General features: G+C 29.6%; 17 protein-coding genes and 1 other annotated feature (1 of these 18 running past the window's edge). Of the genes, 12 read left to right on the top strand and 5 right to left on the bottom strand.

Annotated features, from left to right (window positions below; all coding sequences use genetic code 11):
• Positions 1-55: 55 nt before the first annotated feature.
• Positions 56-910, bottom strand: coding sequence for a putative ABC transporter permease (locus LGK95_RS06095; RefSeq protein ID WP_226123286.1), 855 nt, complete (start codon positions 908-910; stop codon positions 56-58).
• 178 nt (positions 911-1,088) lie between these two features.
• Between LGK95_RS06095 and LGK95_RS06100 the strand changes: the two genes are divergently transcribed.
• The 12 genes from LGK95_RS06100 to LGK95_RS06155 all read left to right on the top strand — a co-directional run bounded on the left by LGK95_RS06100 (position 1,089) and on the right by LGK95_RS06155 (position 14,379).
• A complete protein-coding gene (locus LGK95_RS06100) occupies positions 1,089-1,664 on the top strand; it encodes a nucleoside recognition domain-containing protein (RefSeq protein WP_226123287.1) in 576 nt (191 codons plus the stop codon).
• A gap of 73 nt (positions 1,665-1,737) precedes the next feature.
• On the top strand, positions 1,738-2,256 hold the full coding sequence (locus LGK95_RS06105; RefSeq protein WP_226123514.1) for a spore maturation protein: 519 nt from the start codon (positions 1,738-1,740) through the stop codon (positions 2,254-2,256).
• Positions 2,257-2,845: 589 nt separating this feature from the next.
• Complete coding sequence (gene metG / locus LGK95_RS06110; RefSeq protein ID WP_226123289.1) at positions 2,846-4,786, top strand: methionine--tRNA ligase; 1,941 nt, start codon at positions 2,846-2,848, stop codon at positions 4,784-4,786.
• 71 nt (positions 4,787-4,857) lie between these two features.
• The gene (locus LGK95_RS06115; RefSeq protein WP_226123291.1) at positions 4,858-6,378 is read left to right on the top strand and encodes a DUF445 family protein; all 1,521 of its coding nucleotides are present in this window, start codon (positions 4,858-4,860) and stop codon (positions 6,376-6,378) included.
• Between the two features lie 215 nt (positions 6,379-6,593).
• On the top strand, positions 6,594-7,361 hold the full coding sequence (locus LGK95_RS06120) for a TatD family hydrolase (protein ID WP_226123293.1): 768 nt from the start codon (positions 6,594-6,596) through the stop codon (positions 7,359-7,361).
• Between the two features lie 285 nt (positions 7,362-7,646).
• Positions 7,647-8,684, top strand: a complete 1,038-nt coding sequence (locus tag LGK95_RS06125) for a ubiquitin-like domain-containing protein (protein WP_226123295.1) — start codon at positions 7,647-7,649, stop codon at positions 8,682-8,684.
• 201 nt (positions 8,685-8,885) lie between these two features.
• Entirely contained in the window at positions 8,886-9,449 is a 564-nt protein-coding gene (gene rnmV, locus LGK95_RS06130) for a ribonuclease M5 (protein ID WP_226123298.1), read from the top strand.
• Positions 9,430-10,266, top strand: a complete 837-nt coding sequence (gene rsmA, locus LGK95_RS06135) for a 16S rRNA (adenine(1518)-N(6)/adenine(1519)-N(6))-dimethyltransferase RsmA (RefSeq protein ID WP_226123300.1) — start codon at positions 9,430-9,432, stop codon at positions 10,264-10,266. The genes rnmV and rsmA overlap by 20 nt, the downstream gene beginning before the upstream one ends.
• 77 nt (positions 10,267-10,343) lie before the next feature.
• Positions 10,344-11,804, top strand: a complete 1,461-nt coding sequence (locus LGK95_RS06140; RefSeq protein WP_226123301.1) for a DUF7922 domain-containing protein — start codon at positions 10,344-10,346, stop codon at positions 11,802-11,804.
• Positions 11,805-11,910: 106 nt separating this feature from the next.
• On the top strand, positions 11,911-12,495 hold the full coding sequence (locus tag LGK95_RS06145; RefSeq protein ID WP_226123302.1) for a hypothetical protein: 585 nt from the start codon (positions 11,911-11,913) through the stop codon (positions 12,493-12,495).
• Between the two features lie 228 nt (positions 12,496-12,723).
• On the top strand, positions 12,724-13,482 hold the full coding sequence (locus LGK95_RS06150; RefSeq protein ID WP_226123303.1) for a prolipoprotein diacylglyceryl transferase: 759 nt from the start codon (positions 12,724-12,726) through the stop codon (positions 13,480-13,482).
• Positions 13,483-13,545: 63 nt separating this feature from the next.
• Complete coding sequence (locus tag LGK95_RS06155; RefSeq protein WP_226123304.1) at positions 13,546-14,379, top strand: hypothetical protein; 834 nt, start codon at positions 13,546-13,548, stop codon at positions 14,377-14,379.
• 68 nt (positions 14,380-14,447) lie between these two features.
• Here LGK95_RS06155 and LGK95_RS06160 read toward each other — a convergent pair whose 3' ends face one another.
• The 4 genes from LGK95_RS06160 to LGK95_RS06175 all read right to left on the bottom strand — a co-directional run bounded on the left by LGK95_RS06160 (position 14,448) and on the right by LGK95_RS06175 (position 18,094).
• Positions 14,448-14,627 (bottom strand): hypothetical protein, encoded by a 180-nt coding sequence (locus tag LGK95_RS06160; RefSeq protein ID WP_226123305.1) that lies wholly within the window; start codon positions 14,625-14,627, stop codon positions 14,448-14,450.
• A gap of 216 nt (positions 14,628-14,843) precedes the next feature.
• Positions 14,844-15,044 (bottom strand): cold-shock protein, encoded by a 201-nt coding sequence (locus LGK95_RS06165; RefSeq protein ID WP_071611001.1) that lies wholly within the window; start codon positions 15,042-15,044, stop codon positions 14,844-14,846.
• Positions 15,045-15,456: 412 nt separating this feature from the next.
• A complete protein-coding gene (locus LGK95_RS06170; protein ID WP_226123306.1) occupies positions 15,457-16,092 on the bottom strand; it encodes an MBL fold metallo-hydrolase in 636 nt (211 codons plus the stop codon).
• 103 nt (positions 16,093-16,195) lie between these two features.
• The gene (locus LGK95_RS06175) at positions 16,196-18,094 is read right to left on the bottom strand and encodes a type I glutamate--ammonia ligase (RefSeq protein ID WP_226123515.1); all 1,899 of its coding nucleotides are present in this window, start codon (positions 18,092-18,094) and stop codon (positions 16,196-16,198) included.
• A 598-nt stretch (positions 18,095-18,692) separates the two neighbouring features.
• Positions 18,693-18,821, top strand: a binding site (T-box leader); it runs 90 nt beyond the window's last position.

Here is an 18,821-nt window from a genome sequence, read left to right on the forward strand (position 1 = left end):
CCTTTAAATTATGTTATTTTTTTAATATAGTTAAGAAATCTTTAAAAGGTTAATCCTATTTATTCTTATGAATTTTATTTTTAACATCTTTTAAAATAGAATCTAAACCTTTAAATCGTAAATCAGGAAAGGCTTTTAAAAGTCTTGAATATTCAGGACTTTTTTTAATAAATAAAGAATCATATTTAATTTTTAATTCTTTAATCATATTTTCAATGTCGGATTTTTTCTTACTCATTTTAATTTCAGCACCTTCTATCAACTGATCTAATTTAATTTTAATTTCGGGTATATTTTTAGTATTCCCTAAATTAATTTTAAAATCTGATAGTTTATCAATTAATTCCATATATGCTAAATTTATTTGGTTTAAAAGCGACTTTAATCTACAAATTGTAATTACAGTAATTGTAAAATCAAGGATGAAATATAGGAGCGTAATATAAAAGAATAATAGACCAGGCCTAGAGGGAATCGATTTAACTACATAAAAAATATAGGGATGAATTACTTTCAAAATCAATATTGAGATAACTCCCCATAGTATAGAAAATAGCAAACATATTCTACCATGAACATTGTATAGCTCATCACTGTAGTCCCACCAAGTACTATTAAATACTTTTTCTAAAACATACCCTGTTAGGTACTCAATAGTGGAAGTTAAAAATATAGAACCAAAAAAAAGAAATATGTAATTAGTTTCAATAGGTTTTAGCAAAATAATAATAGATAAGGTGCAAAAACCATAAATAGGGCAAAAGGGACCGTATAGGAAACCGCGATTAATGAATTCTTTTTTTATAATTGTTGCATATACCGTTTCAAGACACCAACCCATAAAGGAATAAATAATAAAGTAATAAAAAAGTGTATATGCATTAGAATTTAGTAAAGCTATATTAATCATATATTATCTCCCTTTTTTATGGTTTAGTATAATGAACAACAAAATGATAACACATAAATTGTTTTTTTTATAGTGAATGGAATCAATAAGTTATTAATATATGCAATTATATAGAATTTGTCACATATATATTAAAAATGGGATGATAATTTAATTTTAAGTTTTAGGGGGAAAAAATATGATAAATATCATTTGGTTTTTAATTTTATCATTAGGTATAGTTATTGGAATTGTTACAGGAAAAGGAGAAGTTGTGTCAAAAGCAGTTGTTTCATCAACAACGGGTGCTGTTGAATTAATAATGGGGCTTGTTGGAATGATGTGTCTTTGGTGTGGAATAATGAAAATTGCTGAAGAAAGTGGATTAACTGATAAATTAGCAAAAATGCTAAAGCCAATTTTAAAAATTATATTTAGACAAGCTGGAAGAAATCAGAAGGCAATGTCCAGTATTACCATGAATTTAACAGCTAATATGATGGGGCTGTCTAATGCGGCCACGCCTTTTGGCATAAAAGCTATGGAAGACATGCAGAAGATGAATAATGAAAAAGATACAGCTAGTAATGACATGGCTTTATTCTTAGTGTTAAATGCTGCATGCATTCAATTTTTGCCCACAACAGTAATATCTATTAGGGCTGCGTATAGTTCCCAAAATCCTGCGATTATTATAGTACCTGCTATAATCGCGACAGGTACGGCATCAGTCTTAGGCATAGTTTTTTGTAGGATTTTACAAAAATATTTCTAATGAGAAAGTGTATCAATATAAATATCTGAATTTTAATGGGGGTAGGTGGGGTAGGGTGATTGTAGGTAATTTAATATCATATATTTTAAAGGGGATAATTCCGATTATTATTGTGCTCGTAGTCTTATATGGAGTTATAAGGAAGGTAAAAGTATATGAGTGTTTTGTTGAAGGATCAAAAGACGGAATTTCTATTTGTTTGAGGATTTTTCCATATCTATTGGCTATGATTATAGCTGTTAATGTATTTAGAGCTTCTGGAGCTTTAGATTTCTTTATACGGCTTGTAAAACCCGTGGTTAAATTTATTGGATTACCTCCAGAAGTTGTTCCTTTAGTTTTAATAAAACCGCTTTCTGGAAGTGGAGCTTTAGGAGTATTTACTGATATAATAAAGCAATATGGACCAGACAGTTATATAGGAAGAGTTGCATCTATAATAATGGGTTCAACAGAAACCATCTTCTATACCTTGACAATATATTTTGGAGCAGTGAAGATAAAAAATATTAGGCATACATTGGTTGCAGCAATACTTGCAGATATTACAGCAGTTATAATGGCTGTTAATTTGGCAAAGTTTTTTTTCTAGTTGAATTAAATAATACAAATAATATCTTATACTATTTATTGGATACAAAATGCATGGAGAGGTTAGAGAGAATGGAGTAATAATTTATAGAAAATACTTAGTTTAAGTATATTTACATGATTTTAGGATAAAATTATTGACATAGTGATTTGTTTGCAATACAATTATTATTGAATAAATGCAATGATGAGAAGAGTAATAACACTAAATGCTAAAAGAGAGCTGAAGAGGGTGAAAATCAGTAGCATGCTAGTTTATGAATATGGCCTTTAAGCAGATTATCTTAATAAAGATGTTAAAAGCTTATTTGAAAATAGACTTTTTAATTTATTAATTGGGATAATACGGGTGCAACCGTTATATTGACAGGTGATGATAGTCACCCAGTGAGATCTTTATAGTGATGTAGAGATGAATTAGAGTGGTAAAACGTTAAATACGTCTCTAAACAGAATCTTTTTTCTGTTTAGAGACTTTTTTATTTTCCAGGAAATAATAGTTATTAAATTACTATAAGTTAAGGTGAAATATAATTTGGATAAATATTGTAAACCATAAATAATTTAAACATGAGAGGCAGGAAAAAACTATGACTAAAAAAACTTTTTACATTACTACACCAATCTATTACCCATCAGCAAATTTACACATTGGTAATACATATACTACAGTAGCGGCTGATGCAATTGCTAGATTCAAGAGACTTACAGGTTATGATGTAATGTTTTTAACAGGGTCGGATGAGCATGGTCAAAAGATCCAAAGAATAGCACAGGAAAAAGGAGTTACTCCAAAAGAATATGTAGATGAAATAGTAGCAGGTATACAAAAATTGTGGGAAATAATGGATATAAGTTATGATAAGTTTATAAGAACTACTGATGAATATCATAAAAAGGCTGTTCAAAAATTATTTAAGCAATTATATGATCAAGGAGACATATACAAGAGCGCATATGAAGGCTGGTACTGCACTCCATGTGAATCTTTTTGGACAGAAACTCAGGCAGTAGATGGAAAATGTCCTGATTGTGGAAGACCTGTAGAAAAAGCAAAGGAAGAAGCATACTTTTTCAAGATGTCAAAATATGCTGACAGACTTATAGAATACATAGAGACTCATCCGGATTTTATTCAACCAGAATCAAGAAAAAATGAAATGTTAAATAACTTCTTAAGACCAGGCCTTCAGGATTTATGTGTTTCAAGAACAACCTTTAACTGGGGAATACCAGTGGAATTCGATCCAGGACACGTTATATATGTATGGATAGATGCTTTATCTAACTATATAACGGCCCTTGGATATAATGGAGAAGATAAATCTTTATATGAAAAATACTGGCCCGCGGATGTACATTTAATAGGGAAAGATATATTAAGATTTCATACGATTTATTGGCCAATTATGTTAATGGCATTAAATCTACCTCTTCCTAAACAAGTATTTGGTCACGGATGGCTTCTTGTAGATGGTGGGGTAAGGATGGCTAAATCTAGAGGTAATGTGGTAGACCCAGTAATACTCGTTAATCATTTCGGAGTGGATGCAGTAAGATATTATTTACTTCATGAAATTCCATTTGGTTCTGATGGAATATTTACTAGTGAAATATTCATAAGGAAAACAAATTCAGATTTAGCTAATGATCTAGGAAACTTATTATCAAGAACAGTAACAATGATAGAAAAATATTTTGATGGAGTTATACCGAAGCCTGCAGAAAAAGCTGATGTTGATAATGAACTTATACAACTGGCACTTTCAGTTCCAGCTGCGGTTGAGAAAGCTATAGATGAACTTAAAATTTCAGAAGCGCTAGATCATGTTTGGACATTAATTAGAAGAACTAACAAATATATAGATGAAACAACACCATGGATACTTGGAAAAGATGAATCGCAAAAAGGAAGATTAGGTACAGTATTGTACAATTTAGTAGAATCGTTAAGAATAATATCAGTATTAATATCAGCCTTTTTACCAACTACAAGCAAGAAAATAAATGCACAAATAAATGCAGAAGTTACAACCTGGGATAGTTTAGCATCTTTTGATGGAACAAGTGCCGGAACAAAAGTTAATAAAAGCGATATAATGTTTCCAAGAATAGATGTAGAAGCTAAAATAAAAGAGCTTGATAAACTTGTAGAAGACCAAAGAAAATTAACACGAAAACCCACTATAGAACCAGTGAAACAAGAAATTACCATAGAAGATTTTGACAAGATAGATATGAGAGTGGTCAAAGTATTAGAATGCGAGACGATGAAAAAATCTAAAAAGCTCCTTAAATTAAAAGTTGATTTAGGTGGAGAAGTAAGACAAGTAATTTCAGGAATAGCTCAGAACTACAAACCAGAAGATCTAATTGGAAAGTATGTGGTATTAGTAGCTAATTTAAAGCCTGTTACATTAAGAGGGGAATTATCACAAGGAATGATAATTGCAGCGGCTACAGAAGACGATAGCAAGCTATTTGCAATATCAGTGCCAGGCGAATTGCCTACCGGAAGTATAGTAAGATAATTTAACATTAATAACTGTAGATTCTAATATATTATTACAACTACTACAGATAATTACAAGGGGGAATCAATATGAAATTTGTTATAGGTTCCTTAATTGGGGCCATTATCGGATATATAACCAATTGGTTAGCTATAAAAATGTTGTTTAGACCACGCAAGGAGATAAGAATTTTTAATCACAAAGTACCATTTACACCAGGCCTTATCCCTAAGGAAAAGTCAAGAATTGCTAAAAATGTAGGCGAATCTGTAGGTCAACATATTTTGACAAAGGAAACAATTATGAAGTCTCTATGTAGCGAGAATATGAATCAACAATTAGATTCTTGGGTAAAAGGTAAAGTAGGCGCTATGAAAAATAGCGAAAGTACAGTAGGAAAAGAGATAAAAGTATTACTAGGTGATGAATATAATAATTTTATAGGAAATACTACTAATAATAATATTTCTAAATTACTCCTAGGATACATGAATGAAGAGGATGTTAAGCAAGATATTTCTAAATATGTATATTCACAGATAATGTTAGAATTGAATGTTAAACCACAAACAATTTGTGAAAGCGAGTTATATAATTCAATAAAAGACAAAGTGTTAAATGCGGCTATAAAGTATAAGGATTCTGAAGATTTTTATAATGAAATTCAAAAAGTATTAAAAGAAAATATAGCTAAGTTAGTAATTTTAGACAAAAAATTTGATGAAGTTATACCTAAAGGGATAACTAATAATGTAAAAGTATATGTTTATGGTAAAAGATACAATATATCTATGGGAATAAAGAAATTATTGAAAGAAGAAAAAAATAGTCAGAAGTTAAGACAAATTGTAGATGAAACAATAAGTAATAAATTAAGTCCTATGATTGCTATGTTTATGAATGCGGATAGTATTTTTGAAAAAGTTGTAGTAGGTATAGATGAGTACTTAGATGATGAAAAAAATCATAATGATATCGCTTTGGCTGTGAATGAGATAATAGATAAGTTGCTCGAAAATTCAATTAATAATGTAATATCTGATTTACCTAAAGAAGGAATTGATGACAGTATACAGCCATTAATTAACTTATTTACAGCTGAAATTGTAGATGAAAAGCTTATTAGGGATACATTTAATTCTATTGAATCTAATTTATGTAATTACATATCCGTTGAAGAATTACTAGGGAAAACAGGTGTGGATTACAAAAATATTATAGAAAAACTTATAAAAAACAGAATAAATACTATGTTAGGAAGCAATTCTGTAGAGGTGAAAATCACAGAATTGGTACCTGTAGTCATTAATAAGTTGCTTGATATAGAGATGAAATCAATATTTAATGGAGATATGGATAAAATATCTAAGTCGACATCTAAGGTTGTTCGTGATATTTACAATAAATTTATAGAAAATAAAGCAGCTGATGTAATTGAAGTGTTAGATGTGTCTAAAATTGTTGAAGATAAAATCAATGAGTTTGATGTAGCATTTGGAGAAGAAATTATTTTACAGATTGCAAGCAAAGAGTTAACTGCTATAACTTGGCTAGGGGCACTTCTTGGTGCAATTATGGGGTTATTATCTCCTATATTGGGTTCACTCTAGACAGTATACATTAAGGAGCAAAAGTCACTTTCTTAGGAAAGTGACTTTTGCTTTTTAGTTCAATATATGCCGTAAAATTTTGCAAATAGGTTAATATTAGTGTTATAATATCAAACAGATATTTGGAGCGAATTTTAGGATTTATTAATTAATAAAAAAGGTGGTGAAAACTGTTATTAAACTTTTGATTTTATGAGTTTGATACAGTATATATTATGATATTTGATTCACATGCACATTATGATGATGAGGCTTTTAATGAAGATAGAGAAAAGGTAATAAATGGGCTAAAAGATAAACAGGTAATAGGTGTTTTAAACTGTGGTTCAACGCTAGAAGGTGCGAGAATGTCAGTAGAATTATCAAGCAAATATGATTTTATATATTCAGCAGTTGGTGTGCATCCTGAATATGCAGATATTGTTAATCAGGAAACTATTGATGAATTAAAGAGTTTAGCTAATAATCTAAAAGTTAGAGCTATAGGAGAAATAGGACTTGATTATTATCACGAAGAAAACCCACATAGAGATACTCAGATGGCTGCATTCAGACTTCAGATGGAGCTCGCACAAGAACTCAAATTACCAGTGGTTATCCATGATAGGGACGCTCATAAAGATACTTTGGATATATTAAAGGAATTCCCCCAGGTAATAGGGACTGTTCATTGTTTCTCAGGAAGTGTTGAATTTGCAAGGGAATGCTTAAAGTTAGGATACTATATAGGATTTACTGGAGTTATAACTTTTAAGAATGCAAAGAAAACATCAGAGGTTGCAAAGGTTGTACCGATGGACAGGATATTAGTAGAAACAGATTGTCCATATATGGCCCCAGAGCCTAATAGAGGGAAAAGGAATCAATCAGATTACATTAAGTACATAATAGAAAAAATAGCAGAAGTTAAGTGTAAAACTATAGAAGAAATTGAAGATGCAACAACATTTAATATAAAACATTTGCTAAAAATTAACAAATAGTGTAAGATAATTAAAGATTCAGTTTATGTAATAATATTACATAACAAAGCTTGTACTTAAAACTAAATAGTCAACATATAATTTTAATGGTAAATATTAATTTTACCAGTTTACCCTCAAAACTGGGTTAGTTAATCTATTTCTAAATTATAATATAATATTATGATTTTATGCACAATGATGCATTAACAGTCAAAATTAAGAGTAGTGGGTGTAGATTTGACATATTTATTGCTTCACGTTATAATACCCAAGTGCTCTTGACCAAGGGAGGGAATAAGTATAATGAAAAATGTAAAGAAGAATTTGAAGAACTATTTTTCAAATGGTCCCAAGACAATTTTTGTGGTAATGCTTTTATTAACGTGCATTACAGTGACTATTTTTAACATGCAAAAAGCTATATCTGTTATTGTTGATGGCAAATCTATTGAAGTCACAACTTTAAAAAGTAATGTTACTCAAATATTAAAGAGTAATAATATAGCACTCGGGGCTAAAGATCAAATAACAGTGAGTTTAGACAGTAAAGTAAAAGACGGAGATAAAATATATATAAAAAAAGCTGTAAATGTTAAAGTAACAGTTGATGGGAAGACACGCAATATTCAAACTGCTGAAAAAACAGTGGAAGCTATGCTTAAAGCAGAAAAAATTGTATTAAGTGATAAAGACAAGATCACCCCATCAAAAAGTGATTCACTAAAATCAGGTCTCGCAGTAAATATTACAAGAGTAAATACTGAGAATCGCAAAGAAACTAAAACGGTTGATTTTGCAACTGAAACTAAGAGCAGTGGTGAACTTAAAAAAGGTGTCAAAAAAGTTATTCAAAAAGGCAAGGTAGGGCAGAAGGTTATAACTTCAGCAGTTGTCTTTGAAAATGGCAAAGAGGTATCAAAAAAATTACTTAGTGAGAACCTTAATTCAAAGCCTGTTAAAGAAATCATAGCCTTAGGAACTGCTAATGTATATACACCATCTCGTGGTGGCGATATTAAGTATACTAAGAAAATGAAGGTTAGGGCAACAGCATATACTGCTGATTTAAATTGTACTGGTAAAGGTCCAAATGACCCTGGGTTAGGTATAACTTCCACTGGAAACAAGGCAAAAAGAAATCCAGGTGGTTATAGTACGATAGCTGTAGATCCAAGCGTCATTCCTTTGGGAACTAAGCTTTGGGTCGAGGGGTATGGATATGCCATTGCAGATGACATAGGTGGAGCTATAAAGGGTAATGTAATAGATCTCTATTATGATTCTAGTGAAGAAAGCTATGATTGGGGATCACGAAACGTAAATATTTATTTAATGAACTAGGAGCTTAAGCTCCTTTTTTTTGTTTTGTAGTTCACTATTAATAAGTAAAATGGTATTATAGATGCAGGAATGCAATGAAATACTAAGGAATATAATCCTTTTTTATGATTATGTAATAAAGGCGAATGCATTAGTTAAGTAAAACACTGAGATAATACTTAGAGAGTGTTATTTTTTGTAATGAAAAATTAGGAGGATAAGATGATTAAAGAAGTTATAGTAGTTGAGGGAAGAGATGACATAACAGCAGTTAAAAGAGCCGTAGAAGCTGAACTAATTTCTGTTGGTGGCTTTGGAATCAACGAAAAGGTAATTAATAAGATAAGAGAAGCACAAAAGAGAAAAGGTGTAATAATCTTTACCGATCCAGATTTTGCTGGAGAAAAAATAAGAAAAATTATAACTAAACGCGTAGCTAATGTAAAACATGCATATATATCTCAAAAGGAAGGTACTAAGGATGGAAATATAGGCGTTGAAAATGCATCACCAGAAACAATATTAAGGGCGCTTGAAGCTGCAAAATATGAAGTTCAAGAGATAAGAAAAGAGTTTGATGTGCAAGATATGATATTTTTTAAGTTAACAGCTGATAGTAGAGCAAAGGAAAGGCGAGATGCACTAGGAAATGAATTAGGTATAGGATATGGTAATTCGGCACAATTTATAACTAGGCTAAATAATTATGGAATTATAAAAGAAGAATTTATTAAAGCTATAGAAAAAATAAACAAGGAGATGAATTATGGCAGATTTGACGATTAGTGAAGTTAGCAAGAAATATGAATTTAGGTTTAAAAAGGGTTTAGGCCAAAATTTCTTAATAGATGACTCTGTGCTGGATGATGTTGTAGATGGTGCCGAAGTTAATGAAGAAGATTTTATAATTGAAATAGGACCAGGCTTTGGAACATTAACTAGAGCACTTTTAAGGAGAGCAAAAAGAGTTTGTGCTATAGAACTAGATGATAAACTTTTGCCAATCTTGGAAGATGAGCTTAAAGAGTTTGATAATTTTGAACTTATACATAATGATGCTTTAAAAGTAGATTTCAATGAATTAATTGGGGATGAAAAGTCCGTAAAATTGGTTGCTAATTTACCATATTATTTAACGACTCCAATAATTGTTAACTTACTTACTGGGGGTTATAATTTTAAATCTTTAACTATAATGATACAAAAAGAAGTTGCCCAGAGGATAGATTCAGAGCCGAATTGCAAGGCTTATGGAGCGTTTTCAATACTAGTTCAGTACTATTGTGACACGAAAATACTACGGCTCGTGCCACCAACAGCGTTTTTGCCGGAGCCTAAGGTAGAATCTATGGTTATAAGATTGGATAGATTAAAGGAGCCTAAAGTTAAGGTAAAAGATGAAGACTTATTCTTTTCTATAGTAAGAAAATCGTTTAATATGAGAAGAAAGATTTTATGGAATTCGATAAAAGACATAGGAATTGACAAAGAAAATTTACTGAAATGTTTTGAAAGAGCAAACATTGATCCTAAAAGAAGAGGAGAGACTTTATCACTCCAGGAATTCGCTAATCTATCGGATGAAATAGGAAATGTAAAATAAATTTTCAGATGTTGTTCATTTTTTATTAGATACTTCATATATTATAATGAATAAGTTTTATATGGAGGCTAAAGAAGGTGACACCTAAAAAAAATTATAGTAGGTACTTTATTATATTACAAGAAGATGAAAAAGGCTATTCACTAAACTCAGATAAAATTCCTTCTGGTTATGCAAAGCTAGAAATGAAAAACAACAAATGTAAAATTTCTTATTACGTGCAAAACCTAAGGAAAGAGAAACAACCCTATTACATGGTTTTGATATGTGGTAAAAAAGATGTAAACAAAATCATAAAAGTTGGAAAGATGAACATAGACGATCACGGTAGGGTAGACACTTTTTATGAGTATGATATGGACAATATAGCAGATACTGATATTTCTGCTGAAAAAATTATTGGTGCTGGAATTGTAAAATTTCTTGATACCAATGTAATTTCAATAATGAGTGGATTTTCAACAACAGACAAACCCAATGATTGGAAAAACTATAAATTAGCCGATTGTAATAAGGAAAAGAAAGAAACAAGAACAGAGGACGTAGTCAATGAATTCGATGAATATGAACAAAGCATTGAAATAATTAAAGAAAAAGGTAATAAAGTAGCTAAGCAACTAGAAGTGAGAGAGAATCCAGAAGAAGAAACAGAAAAGAAGCAAAACGTTAAAGATGAAAGTGTTAAAACTTTAGAAAAACAAAAGAATGTAGATGATAAAGGTTACAAAGAATTAGATACAAAACAAAGAGGTAATGCTGAAAATGTTGAGAACTTAGATAACCAAAAAAATGCAGATAAAGAATTGGGCAATAAAGCGGACATAAAGGTGGACACCGAGCAAAGAGTTGAAGATGAAAGTGTTAAAACTTTAGAAAAACAAAAGAATGTAGATGATAAAGGTTACAAAGAATTAGATACAAAACAAAGAGTTGAAGCTGATAGTACTAAATTTTCAGATCAATTAGAGGAAGAGATAGAAGTTAAAGGGCAAGAAGATAGTGATGAAAGTAGAGATAAGAAGAAAGCGCATCACAAAGAACAAAAAGAATGTAAGTCTAAAGAGGAAAAAGAGTATGATTATAATAAAAAGCAAAAGAAAAACTGCAAAGGGGAATATCCTAAAGGCGATATGGGAAATTTCTTTAAAGGAGTAGCTAAAGATTTTGAAGAAGTACCTGATTTCTCAAGTGAAATTAAGTGGTGTACTTGGTATAAAGTACCTGTCCATGATTTAGACAATATGTATGATTTAAGTGACTATAACAAATATACAATAGCCTATTACCCTATGATTTGTTATTATCCATACATTAGAAATTATAGGTCCTTTATGCTAGGATATAAATGTGACTCAAGTGGAAAAATGAAATATATCGTTTATGGAATACCTGGAACAAAATCTAAGGCTCATCAACCTTATGGAGGCAAAACTGGTTTTGTAACTTGGATTTCGGATAAAGATAATGACGAAATGGGACATTGGTTGATGTTCTACGATTTTAAAAATTCTACAATTGTTGTACCTGTAAAAAAATAGTTTTAGTGAAATAAAATGTGTGGCTATATAATTTAGCCACACATTTTTTAATATTTTCAAACTATATATCATATAGTATATTAATATTAATATATGGAGGGGTACATTGAAGGTTATAGTTATAAATAAAAAAAAAGTTGGAATTATAGTAATAATCCTTGGACTTATGATTACGCTTTTGGGAATATCGAAACAATTTGATGATAAATTAAAAACTACCATCCTTGTAGAAAATAATATTAATTTGTTAGACAGTTATGTGGCTTCAAATGGAAAAATAACTTATAAATTACCAGCCGGATGGACAACCAAAGAAAAAACATTCTCTGGTGATGAAATTATGTATCACAATGATTTTCAATCAGCAGATGCAATAATTCATGGATTTGTAGAAGTGTTAAATGCTAAAGAAGACTTAAAAGTATTTTTAGACAATAGCAAAAACATATCACAACAACAAAATGAAATCAAAAATTATAAAATTGACCATTTTGTTATAAATGGGAAAAAAACATATTTAGTTCAATATTTAATTAATACAAGTAGTGATAATTGGTACAGGGCGTATGAATATTTTATTGATGATGGAAAACAGTTTTATAGATTTTCATTTTTTACAAGGGAAGTTAATTTTAAAGAGACTTACGGAGCTATTTTTGAAAGTATAGTTGAAACTTTAAAAGTTCATTAAATTAGTTTAGTTAAATTAATTGTGTTTGCTTAAAACATTTTAAAGTATTATAATTTGTTTAATGTAATAGCAACAAAAAAGTCTATTGCTATCTTGTGAGTGGGAGAATCGTTTTCTAGGGAGTTTTTAACTAAGAGAAGCATTATGCTTCTCTTAGTGTTTTGTTGTGCTAGGCAGCTCAAATAGAACGTATAAGAGGCAAGTAATATTATTGATAGGAGGATGAAAATGAAACCGATATTATTTGAGTTTTATTTTGTGAAAGTTTATGGTTATGGATTAATGATAACTTTAGGAATCATTGCAGCAATTTTTCTATTATCCTATAGAAGTAAGAAAATGAAATATAATGAGGACGATATATGGGACATGTCTATATTAGTAATTATTTTTGGGTTAATAGGCGGGAAAGTACTGTACATAGTAACAGACATTAAGTACATAATAGAGCAACCCTCAGTATTAAAAAATATTGGTAATGGATTTGTAATTTATGGAGCTATTTTAGGGGGGATAATAGCAGTGTATTTATATTGTAAGAAAAAGAGGTGGAATACACTTAGTGTGTGTGATTTATTAGTTCCAAGCTTACCTTTGGCGCAAGGCTTTGGTAGGATAGGGTGTTTTTTAGCAGGATGCTGTTATGGTAGGGTTACAACACTACCAATAGGAGTTGAATTTAGTAGGTCACCTTTTGCACCTGCAAATGTGCATGTATTTCCAACACAAATTTTCTCTTCAGTATTTGATTTTATGTTAGCATTTTTTTTACTTTGGTATAGTAGAAAAGAAAGAAAGAAAGGAAGAGTATTTTCTCTTTATCTTATTATATATAGTATAGGAAGATTTTTAATTGAATTTTTAAGAGGTGACCCTAGAGGTAGTGTATCTATATTTTCTACATCTCAATTTATTAGTTTATTTATAGTTGTTATTGGAATTGCATTATTTAACATTGAAAGAATAAAAGCGAATTTGCGTAAATAACATTTGATAATTAATGTAGCAGTTGATAATTGTTACATTGGAAAGTATCGAGGAGGATAACAAATGCTGAAAAATAAAAACAAGCTTATTTTAGCTTCTTTTATGATAATAGCCACATTTATGTTTACAGGATGTAAAAGCATTGATGAGATAAAAGTAAAGCTCGGAGTTAAAAATAACAATTTTGAGTATATTAAACAGGGCAGAATAAAGAAGATAATAATACAAAGCACTAGAGATAAAAGCTTTAGATTTGTTGTTACCGATGAAATAGCTATAAAAGAGTTGTATGATATTTTATCAACTTCAAAGGAAGTTAAAAAAAAATCAACACTAGATCCAGACTATATATTTGAAATGTATGAGGGTGTAAATAAAATTTATAAGTTTAACTATGTAGCTGGCCTTGATAAAAGAGATGGCGCTAATTTATACAGTGCTGATAAAAGTTATATTGTGTCTAAACGGATTGACAATGATATTATAAAGAACTTTTGGAACATTAGAAAACCTATAGATTTCAAAACTGTTTATTATGATTCAATTTCAAAGGTATTAGATAAATATATAAAGGGGGATATTAAAAATAAGAAGATACTACTCAATATTAGTGAAGATACTGAAGTATCTAAATTTATACTATCAACTGATTTGGATTCATTTAAAAATCGGTTGATAAAGGATTATAATACAACATTAACAAAAGATAAAAACGCAGCCTATGATGTGTTGGTAAGTGTTAAAACACAGGGATATAAGGCGACTATATACAAGTCAGTTATTTCTATTAAGACTTCATTAAATGCGAAGGAAAAGATATATTACGTGGTAGGGAAATATGATAAAGGGTTATGGAATATTGATTTATTTGAAGATGTGAAACCCACTGGATTTTAAATAGTTTAATCAAATAATAAAAGGCTGTATTTGCAAAATAAATACAGCCCTTTATTATTTGATTATGCTTAAAAAAGATCTAACATTTTGTTGTTAAGCATATTAGTAAGATTTCCAACATTTAAATCAACAGTATCTCCTGTTTTTGAATTTCTAGGTAAACGGCCTATACTTACGTCTATTGTAGTTCCATCTGAAAAATTTATAAAAGCATCTGTATTGTTCATATCTATTATTTTTCCAAACATTATAATAACATCCTTTCATAATAATAAAAACTACCTTTAATTTAGTTTTAACAAAGAGTACTATTATATTCATGAAAGTAATAATATTTATATGGATTATATTAAACAAAACTAAGAAAATAGTGTTAATAAGATACAATATAAAAAAAACCTATCACAAAGTGATAGGTTTTTTATCTATAATTAATTTATATTATAGATGAATTTTAATTTGAATTATAATCTAGTAACGTTTGAAGCTTGAGGGCCTCTAGCGCCAGTAGTTATTTCAAATTGAACTTGTTGTCCTTCTTCTAAAGATTTATATCCGTCTCCTTGAATAGCTGAGAAATGTACGAATACATCCTCTTCTCCTTCAACTGATAAGAAACCAAACCCTTTTTCTGAATTAAACCATTTAACTGTACCTGTTTTCATATAACTTTCCTCCTGAATAAAAAAATTTGCAACATTTGTAACATAACTATTATGATACTACACTTTAGTAGATTTTTAAATAGTTTTTTTAAAAAAAATAATATTTTTAACTATATTTATATTATTTCATCATTAAAACACACCTAAACTTAATTTATCTCATTATATTATAGCTTATTTATAATATTTGTAGTTTAGCTACTTTTAGGAACTATTTTTACCTACGATAATATATTATATCTAATATTTTTAATAGTGTTTGATTTAAGCTGCAAATATAGTTTGGCTTTAAATATTTATTTTATACTACTTTAGTTCATAAACTCAGATTACTTTCTAATAGTGTAGAATAACAAAAGCATAAAATATTACACATTTGAGGAGCACCGTTTAAAAAGTAGTATTATGATCTCTAAATATAATTCAACATTTTAACAGATAGAGATTCTTTTATTTCATCATCAATAATTAAAGTATTACTATCTATTTTTGAGGCGTTTTTCATATACATAAGAAATGTTTCTACTCCGTCTAAGGGAAGAGAGACCTTAGAGGTTTTGTAGTGCATTGGGAAAACTATTTTAGGATTTATTTTTTTAGTGACTTCTGATGCTTCTTTTCCATCAATTGTATAATTGCCACCTACTGGGACAAACAATATATCTACAGTTCCAATAGCTTCAATATCATCATTTGTAAGTGAGTGACCTAAGTCTCCTAAATGACACAAGGCATACCCGTCCATTCTATAAGTGAATATTATGTTATCACCACGCTTTGCACCCTTATCTTTGTCATGATAAGAAGGTAAGCCTTTTATGTATATATCGTCTAAATTAAAGATACCAATCTTATCTATGATCTTACAGCTATCTTTTAGCTCCTTAGTATAATTATGATCAAAATGCTTATGACTTATAGTGGCAATGTCTGGATTGCCTTTGTAAACTTCATATCCTACAGTGGTATCAAATGGATCTGTTAAGAGCTTTCTGCCCTTAGAATCTTCCAAAAGAAAGCTTGAATGCCCTAGCCAAGTTATTTGCATGTAAATTCTCCTTTAATTAAAAATTTATAAAAAATCACCTCAATAGTATTTTTACAATTGAGGTGATTTATTCATAATTTACAATATATAATTTTGTTTTTTATTAAATATCCAACAAATTCTTTTTATAGTTAGAATAATAAAGCCTAAGCTCTTCAATTTGTTGGTCTAACTGTATTTGTAATGTTGAAAGTTCTTCGTAGTTTTCAATGCTAGACGCTTCTTTTATCTTAGTAAATAGGCTAGTCTTAGAATAAGTATCTTTCATAAGAGAATGTCTAAGATCATTAATTTTCTGCCAATTTGCTAAATCTAAATCTAAAGCCTTTTCAGCAGTATGAATCATTTTAAATTTTCGAATTTCTTCTGCATAATTGTTTAATAATCTATTGTTTATTTCAGTAACCCATCTAGATGTTATTGCCATTCTAAAGCTGTTTATTATGCTAGTAGTAAATACACCGCCAGCCTTAAGAATCTCAAGTTTTTCAGGATTTTCGTCTAATGAACGAACATTTTCATAAACAGTTTTAGGTGCTTTTCCAAAATATTCTGCGCGCTGCTCTTCTGTATAGAATTCAAATACATCTTCTTCACTTCTGTAAGCTCTATCTTTTTCTAAATAATCGCTATCATCTCCTGGTGCTTTAGACAATTCTTTCAAAAGTTCATCTTCTGATTTATTGTTTTTAATAGCATATACAATTCCGTCTAGCATCCCCATGTATAAAGTAGATATAGCTAGGTACGTATTAGTATGTGGACATGGAGCTCTAAGCTCAAATCTTGTAGCAAGTGGGCTTCCAATATCTCTTATTAATGCAAGTAGTATAGATCTATTTCTAGATGGAACATCCACACTGTGTCCAAGTGAAGTTACTACACAAATAGGAGCTTCAAAACCAACTTTTAATCTTCTTAAAGAATCGTTTGTTGAAGAAACAAATGGATTCATTACTTCATAATTTTTAAGTATGCCCATTGCTGAAGCATAACCTAATGTGCTTAAGAAATGTTTTTTATTTGAATTAAATAAGTTAACTCGCTTGCCATCTTTTAATTTTACAGCGAGGCCTACATGAGTATGTTCACCACTACCAGCTACATCATGAACAGGTTTAGCTAAAAAGTTAACATCTAAACCGTTAAGTCTGAATGTTTCTTTTACTAAATTTCTGATGAATAGCTCATTATCCGCACATTGAAGAGCACTTGAGAATTTCCAATCTATTTCAAGTTGTTCCATAATATGTGTTAGAGAACCAGCTTCACCTATTTGAGCTTTTACACCACCGACTTCTTTATGACCCATTTCAGGTTCAAAACCATACTCTTCCATTAAAAGAAGTGTTTGCTCGAGAGCTGTTCGAACATTTCCTTTAGTTTTACTCCAATATTGTTCTTTTAGTACTTGAGAAGTAGATAGTTCTTCTATATCAGCCTTATCATTAGGTGTTTTTACCCAAAATTCTAATTCGGTAGCTGAAGTAAGGTTCAATTCCTCAATATCATTATATTCAAAATCGAAAGAATTTAAAGATGATGGATTTTCTTTAAATAAATTAAGAACAGTTGTTTTAAAAGTTTCAACGGATCTTTTTAATACAGATCTTGAATCCACTGGAATATTATCATGTAATAATACACATGGAATTTTTAAAGTACCTATAGGTAATTCTGTTTCAGGGTCTATGTTTTCATAATTGTAATCAATGTACCAATTACAGTCAACATCTGCTAACATATCTAATTTAGCATTGTTTAGAGTTGCAATACCTGGTAATACTACAGATGAACCATCAGTTTGAATAGCACCTTTCGAGAAACCACTAATATCATCTAAAAATATTTGCATTGGAATTCGCTCGTCAGTGTCATTTCCAGATAAGTCAATACCTACAAGGGAAACGAATTTCACCTCAGAGTGTGCAAGTAGAACTTCTTTAATGTCTTTTTCGGAATGTTTTTCTTTAGGAATTACATAAATTAATTTTTTCAAAATAATATTCCTCCTTTAAGATATATATTTAAATTGCTAAAAAGCCACTGAGTGACTTAATTGACCTCTTTAGATGTAGAATAATTTTTTGGTTAAGTATTGGATTTGATTACTTGATACTCTCTTTAATAATTGAAGAAAGTTTTCAGCTATTAGCATAACTAAATTATAGTTATAAATAAAATGATTTTATTACAAAAATGAAACTGTGTCAATACAAAACATCATGATTTTTAATTAATTGCAAAATAATGATAGGAATTTGCAAGTTAAAATAAACACTGATTCATTTATTAATACTTATTTCGATTAATTTTGTATTTTTGAATGCTAACAAAGTTTGATTTTAACTAATATTATATCACATATATCTATTAAAAGGTGCTAAATAAATAATCAAGGTGGTTATTGCAGGTTTAATTTGATAGTATTCACCAAAGATTAAGAAATTAATCCTACATTATATAATTTAAAATTAATTATAAATTATATAATGTAGGATAAATTAAAAAGAAATTGACAATAAAAAACCATTATAATATAATGGTAAGAAGTCATATCGATTTATAATATATTTATATTAATTATTGATTATGACTAATAAAATGCATTGAATAGGAAAAGTATTTAAGCAAGTAACTTACAGAGAGTGGGGAAAGATGAGAACCCATAGTGAAGGTTTAGAGAAAATCACCTAGGAGCTGAGAGCTGAAAGATTAGTAAGCGTATC

This window comes from Clostridium algoriphilum, from assembly GCF_020443705.1.
Classification (GTDB): Bacteria; Bacillota; Clostridia; order Clostridiales; family Clostridiaceae; genus Clostridium_AD; species Clostridium_AD algoriphilum.

What these genes read in the sequence shown, in the direction of transcription:
- LGK95_RS06100 (WP_226123287.1), top strand. Translation starts at nt 1,089, where the DNA reads ATGATAAATATCATTTGGTTTTTAATTTTATCATTAGGTATAGTTATT.
- rsmA (WP_226123300.1), top strand. Translation starts at nt 9,430, where the DNA reads ATGGCAGATTTGACGATTAGTGAAGTTAGCAAGAAATATGAATTTAGG.
- LGK95_RS06120 (WP_226123293.1), top strand. Translation starts at nt 6,594, where the DNA reads ATGATATTTGATTCACATGCACATTATGATGATGAGGCTTTTAATGAA.
- LGK95_RS06150 (WP_226123303.1), top strand. Translation starts at nt 12,724, where the DNA reads ATGAAACCGATATTATTTGAGTTTTATTTTGTGAAAGTTTATGGTTAT.
- LGK95_RS06165 (WP_071611001.1), bottom strand. Translation starts at nt 15,044, where the DNA reads ATGAAAACAGGTACAGTTAAATGGTTTAATTCAGAAAAAGGGTTTGGT.
- LGK95_RS06160 (WP_226123305.1), bottom strand. Translation starts at nt 14,627, where the DNA reads ATGTTTGGAAAAATAATAGATATGAACAATACAGATGCTTTTATAAAT.
- metG (WP_226123289.1), top strand. Translation starts at nt 2,846, where the DNA reads ATGACTAAAAAAACTTTTTACATTACTACACCAATCTATTACCCATCA.
- LGK95_RS06115 (WP_226123291.1), top strand. Translation starts at nt 4,858, where the DNA reads ATGAAATTTGTTATAGGTTCCTTAATTGGGGCCATTATCGGATATATA.
- rnmV (WP_226123298.1), top strand. Translation starts at nt 8,886, where the DNA reads ATGATTAAAGAAGTTATAGTAGTTGAGGGAAGAGATGACATAACAGCA.
- LGK95_RS06125 (WP_226123295.1), top strand. Translation starts at nt 7,647, where the DNA reads ATGAAAAATGTAAAGAAGAATTTGAAGAACTATTTTTCAAATGGTCCC.
- LGK95_RS06095 (WP_226123286.1), bottom strand. Translation starts at nt 910, where the DNA reads ATGATTAATATAGCTTTACTAAATTCTAATGCATATACACTTTTTTAT.
- LGK95_RS06170 (WP_226123306.1), bottom strand. Translation starts at nt 16,092, where the DNA reads ATGCAAATAACTTGGCTAGGGCATTCAAGCTTTCTTTTGGAAGATTCT.
- LGK95_RS06155 (WP_226123304.1), top strand. Translation starts at nt 13,546, where the DNA reads ATGCTGAAAAATAAAAACAAGCTTATTTTAGCTTCTTTTATGATAATA.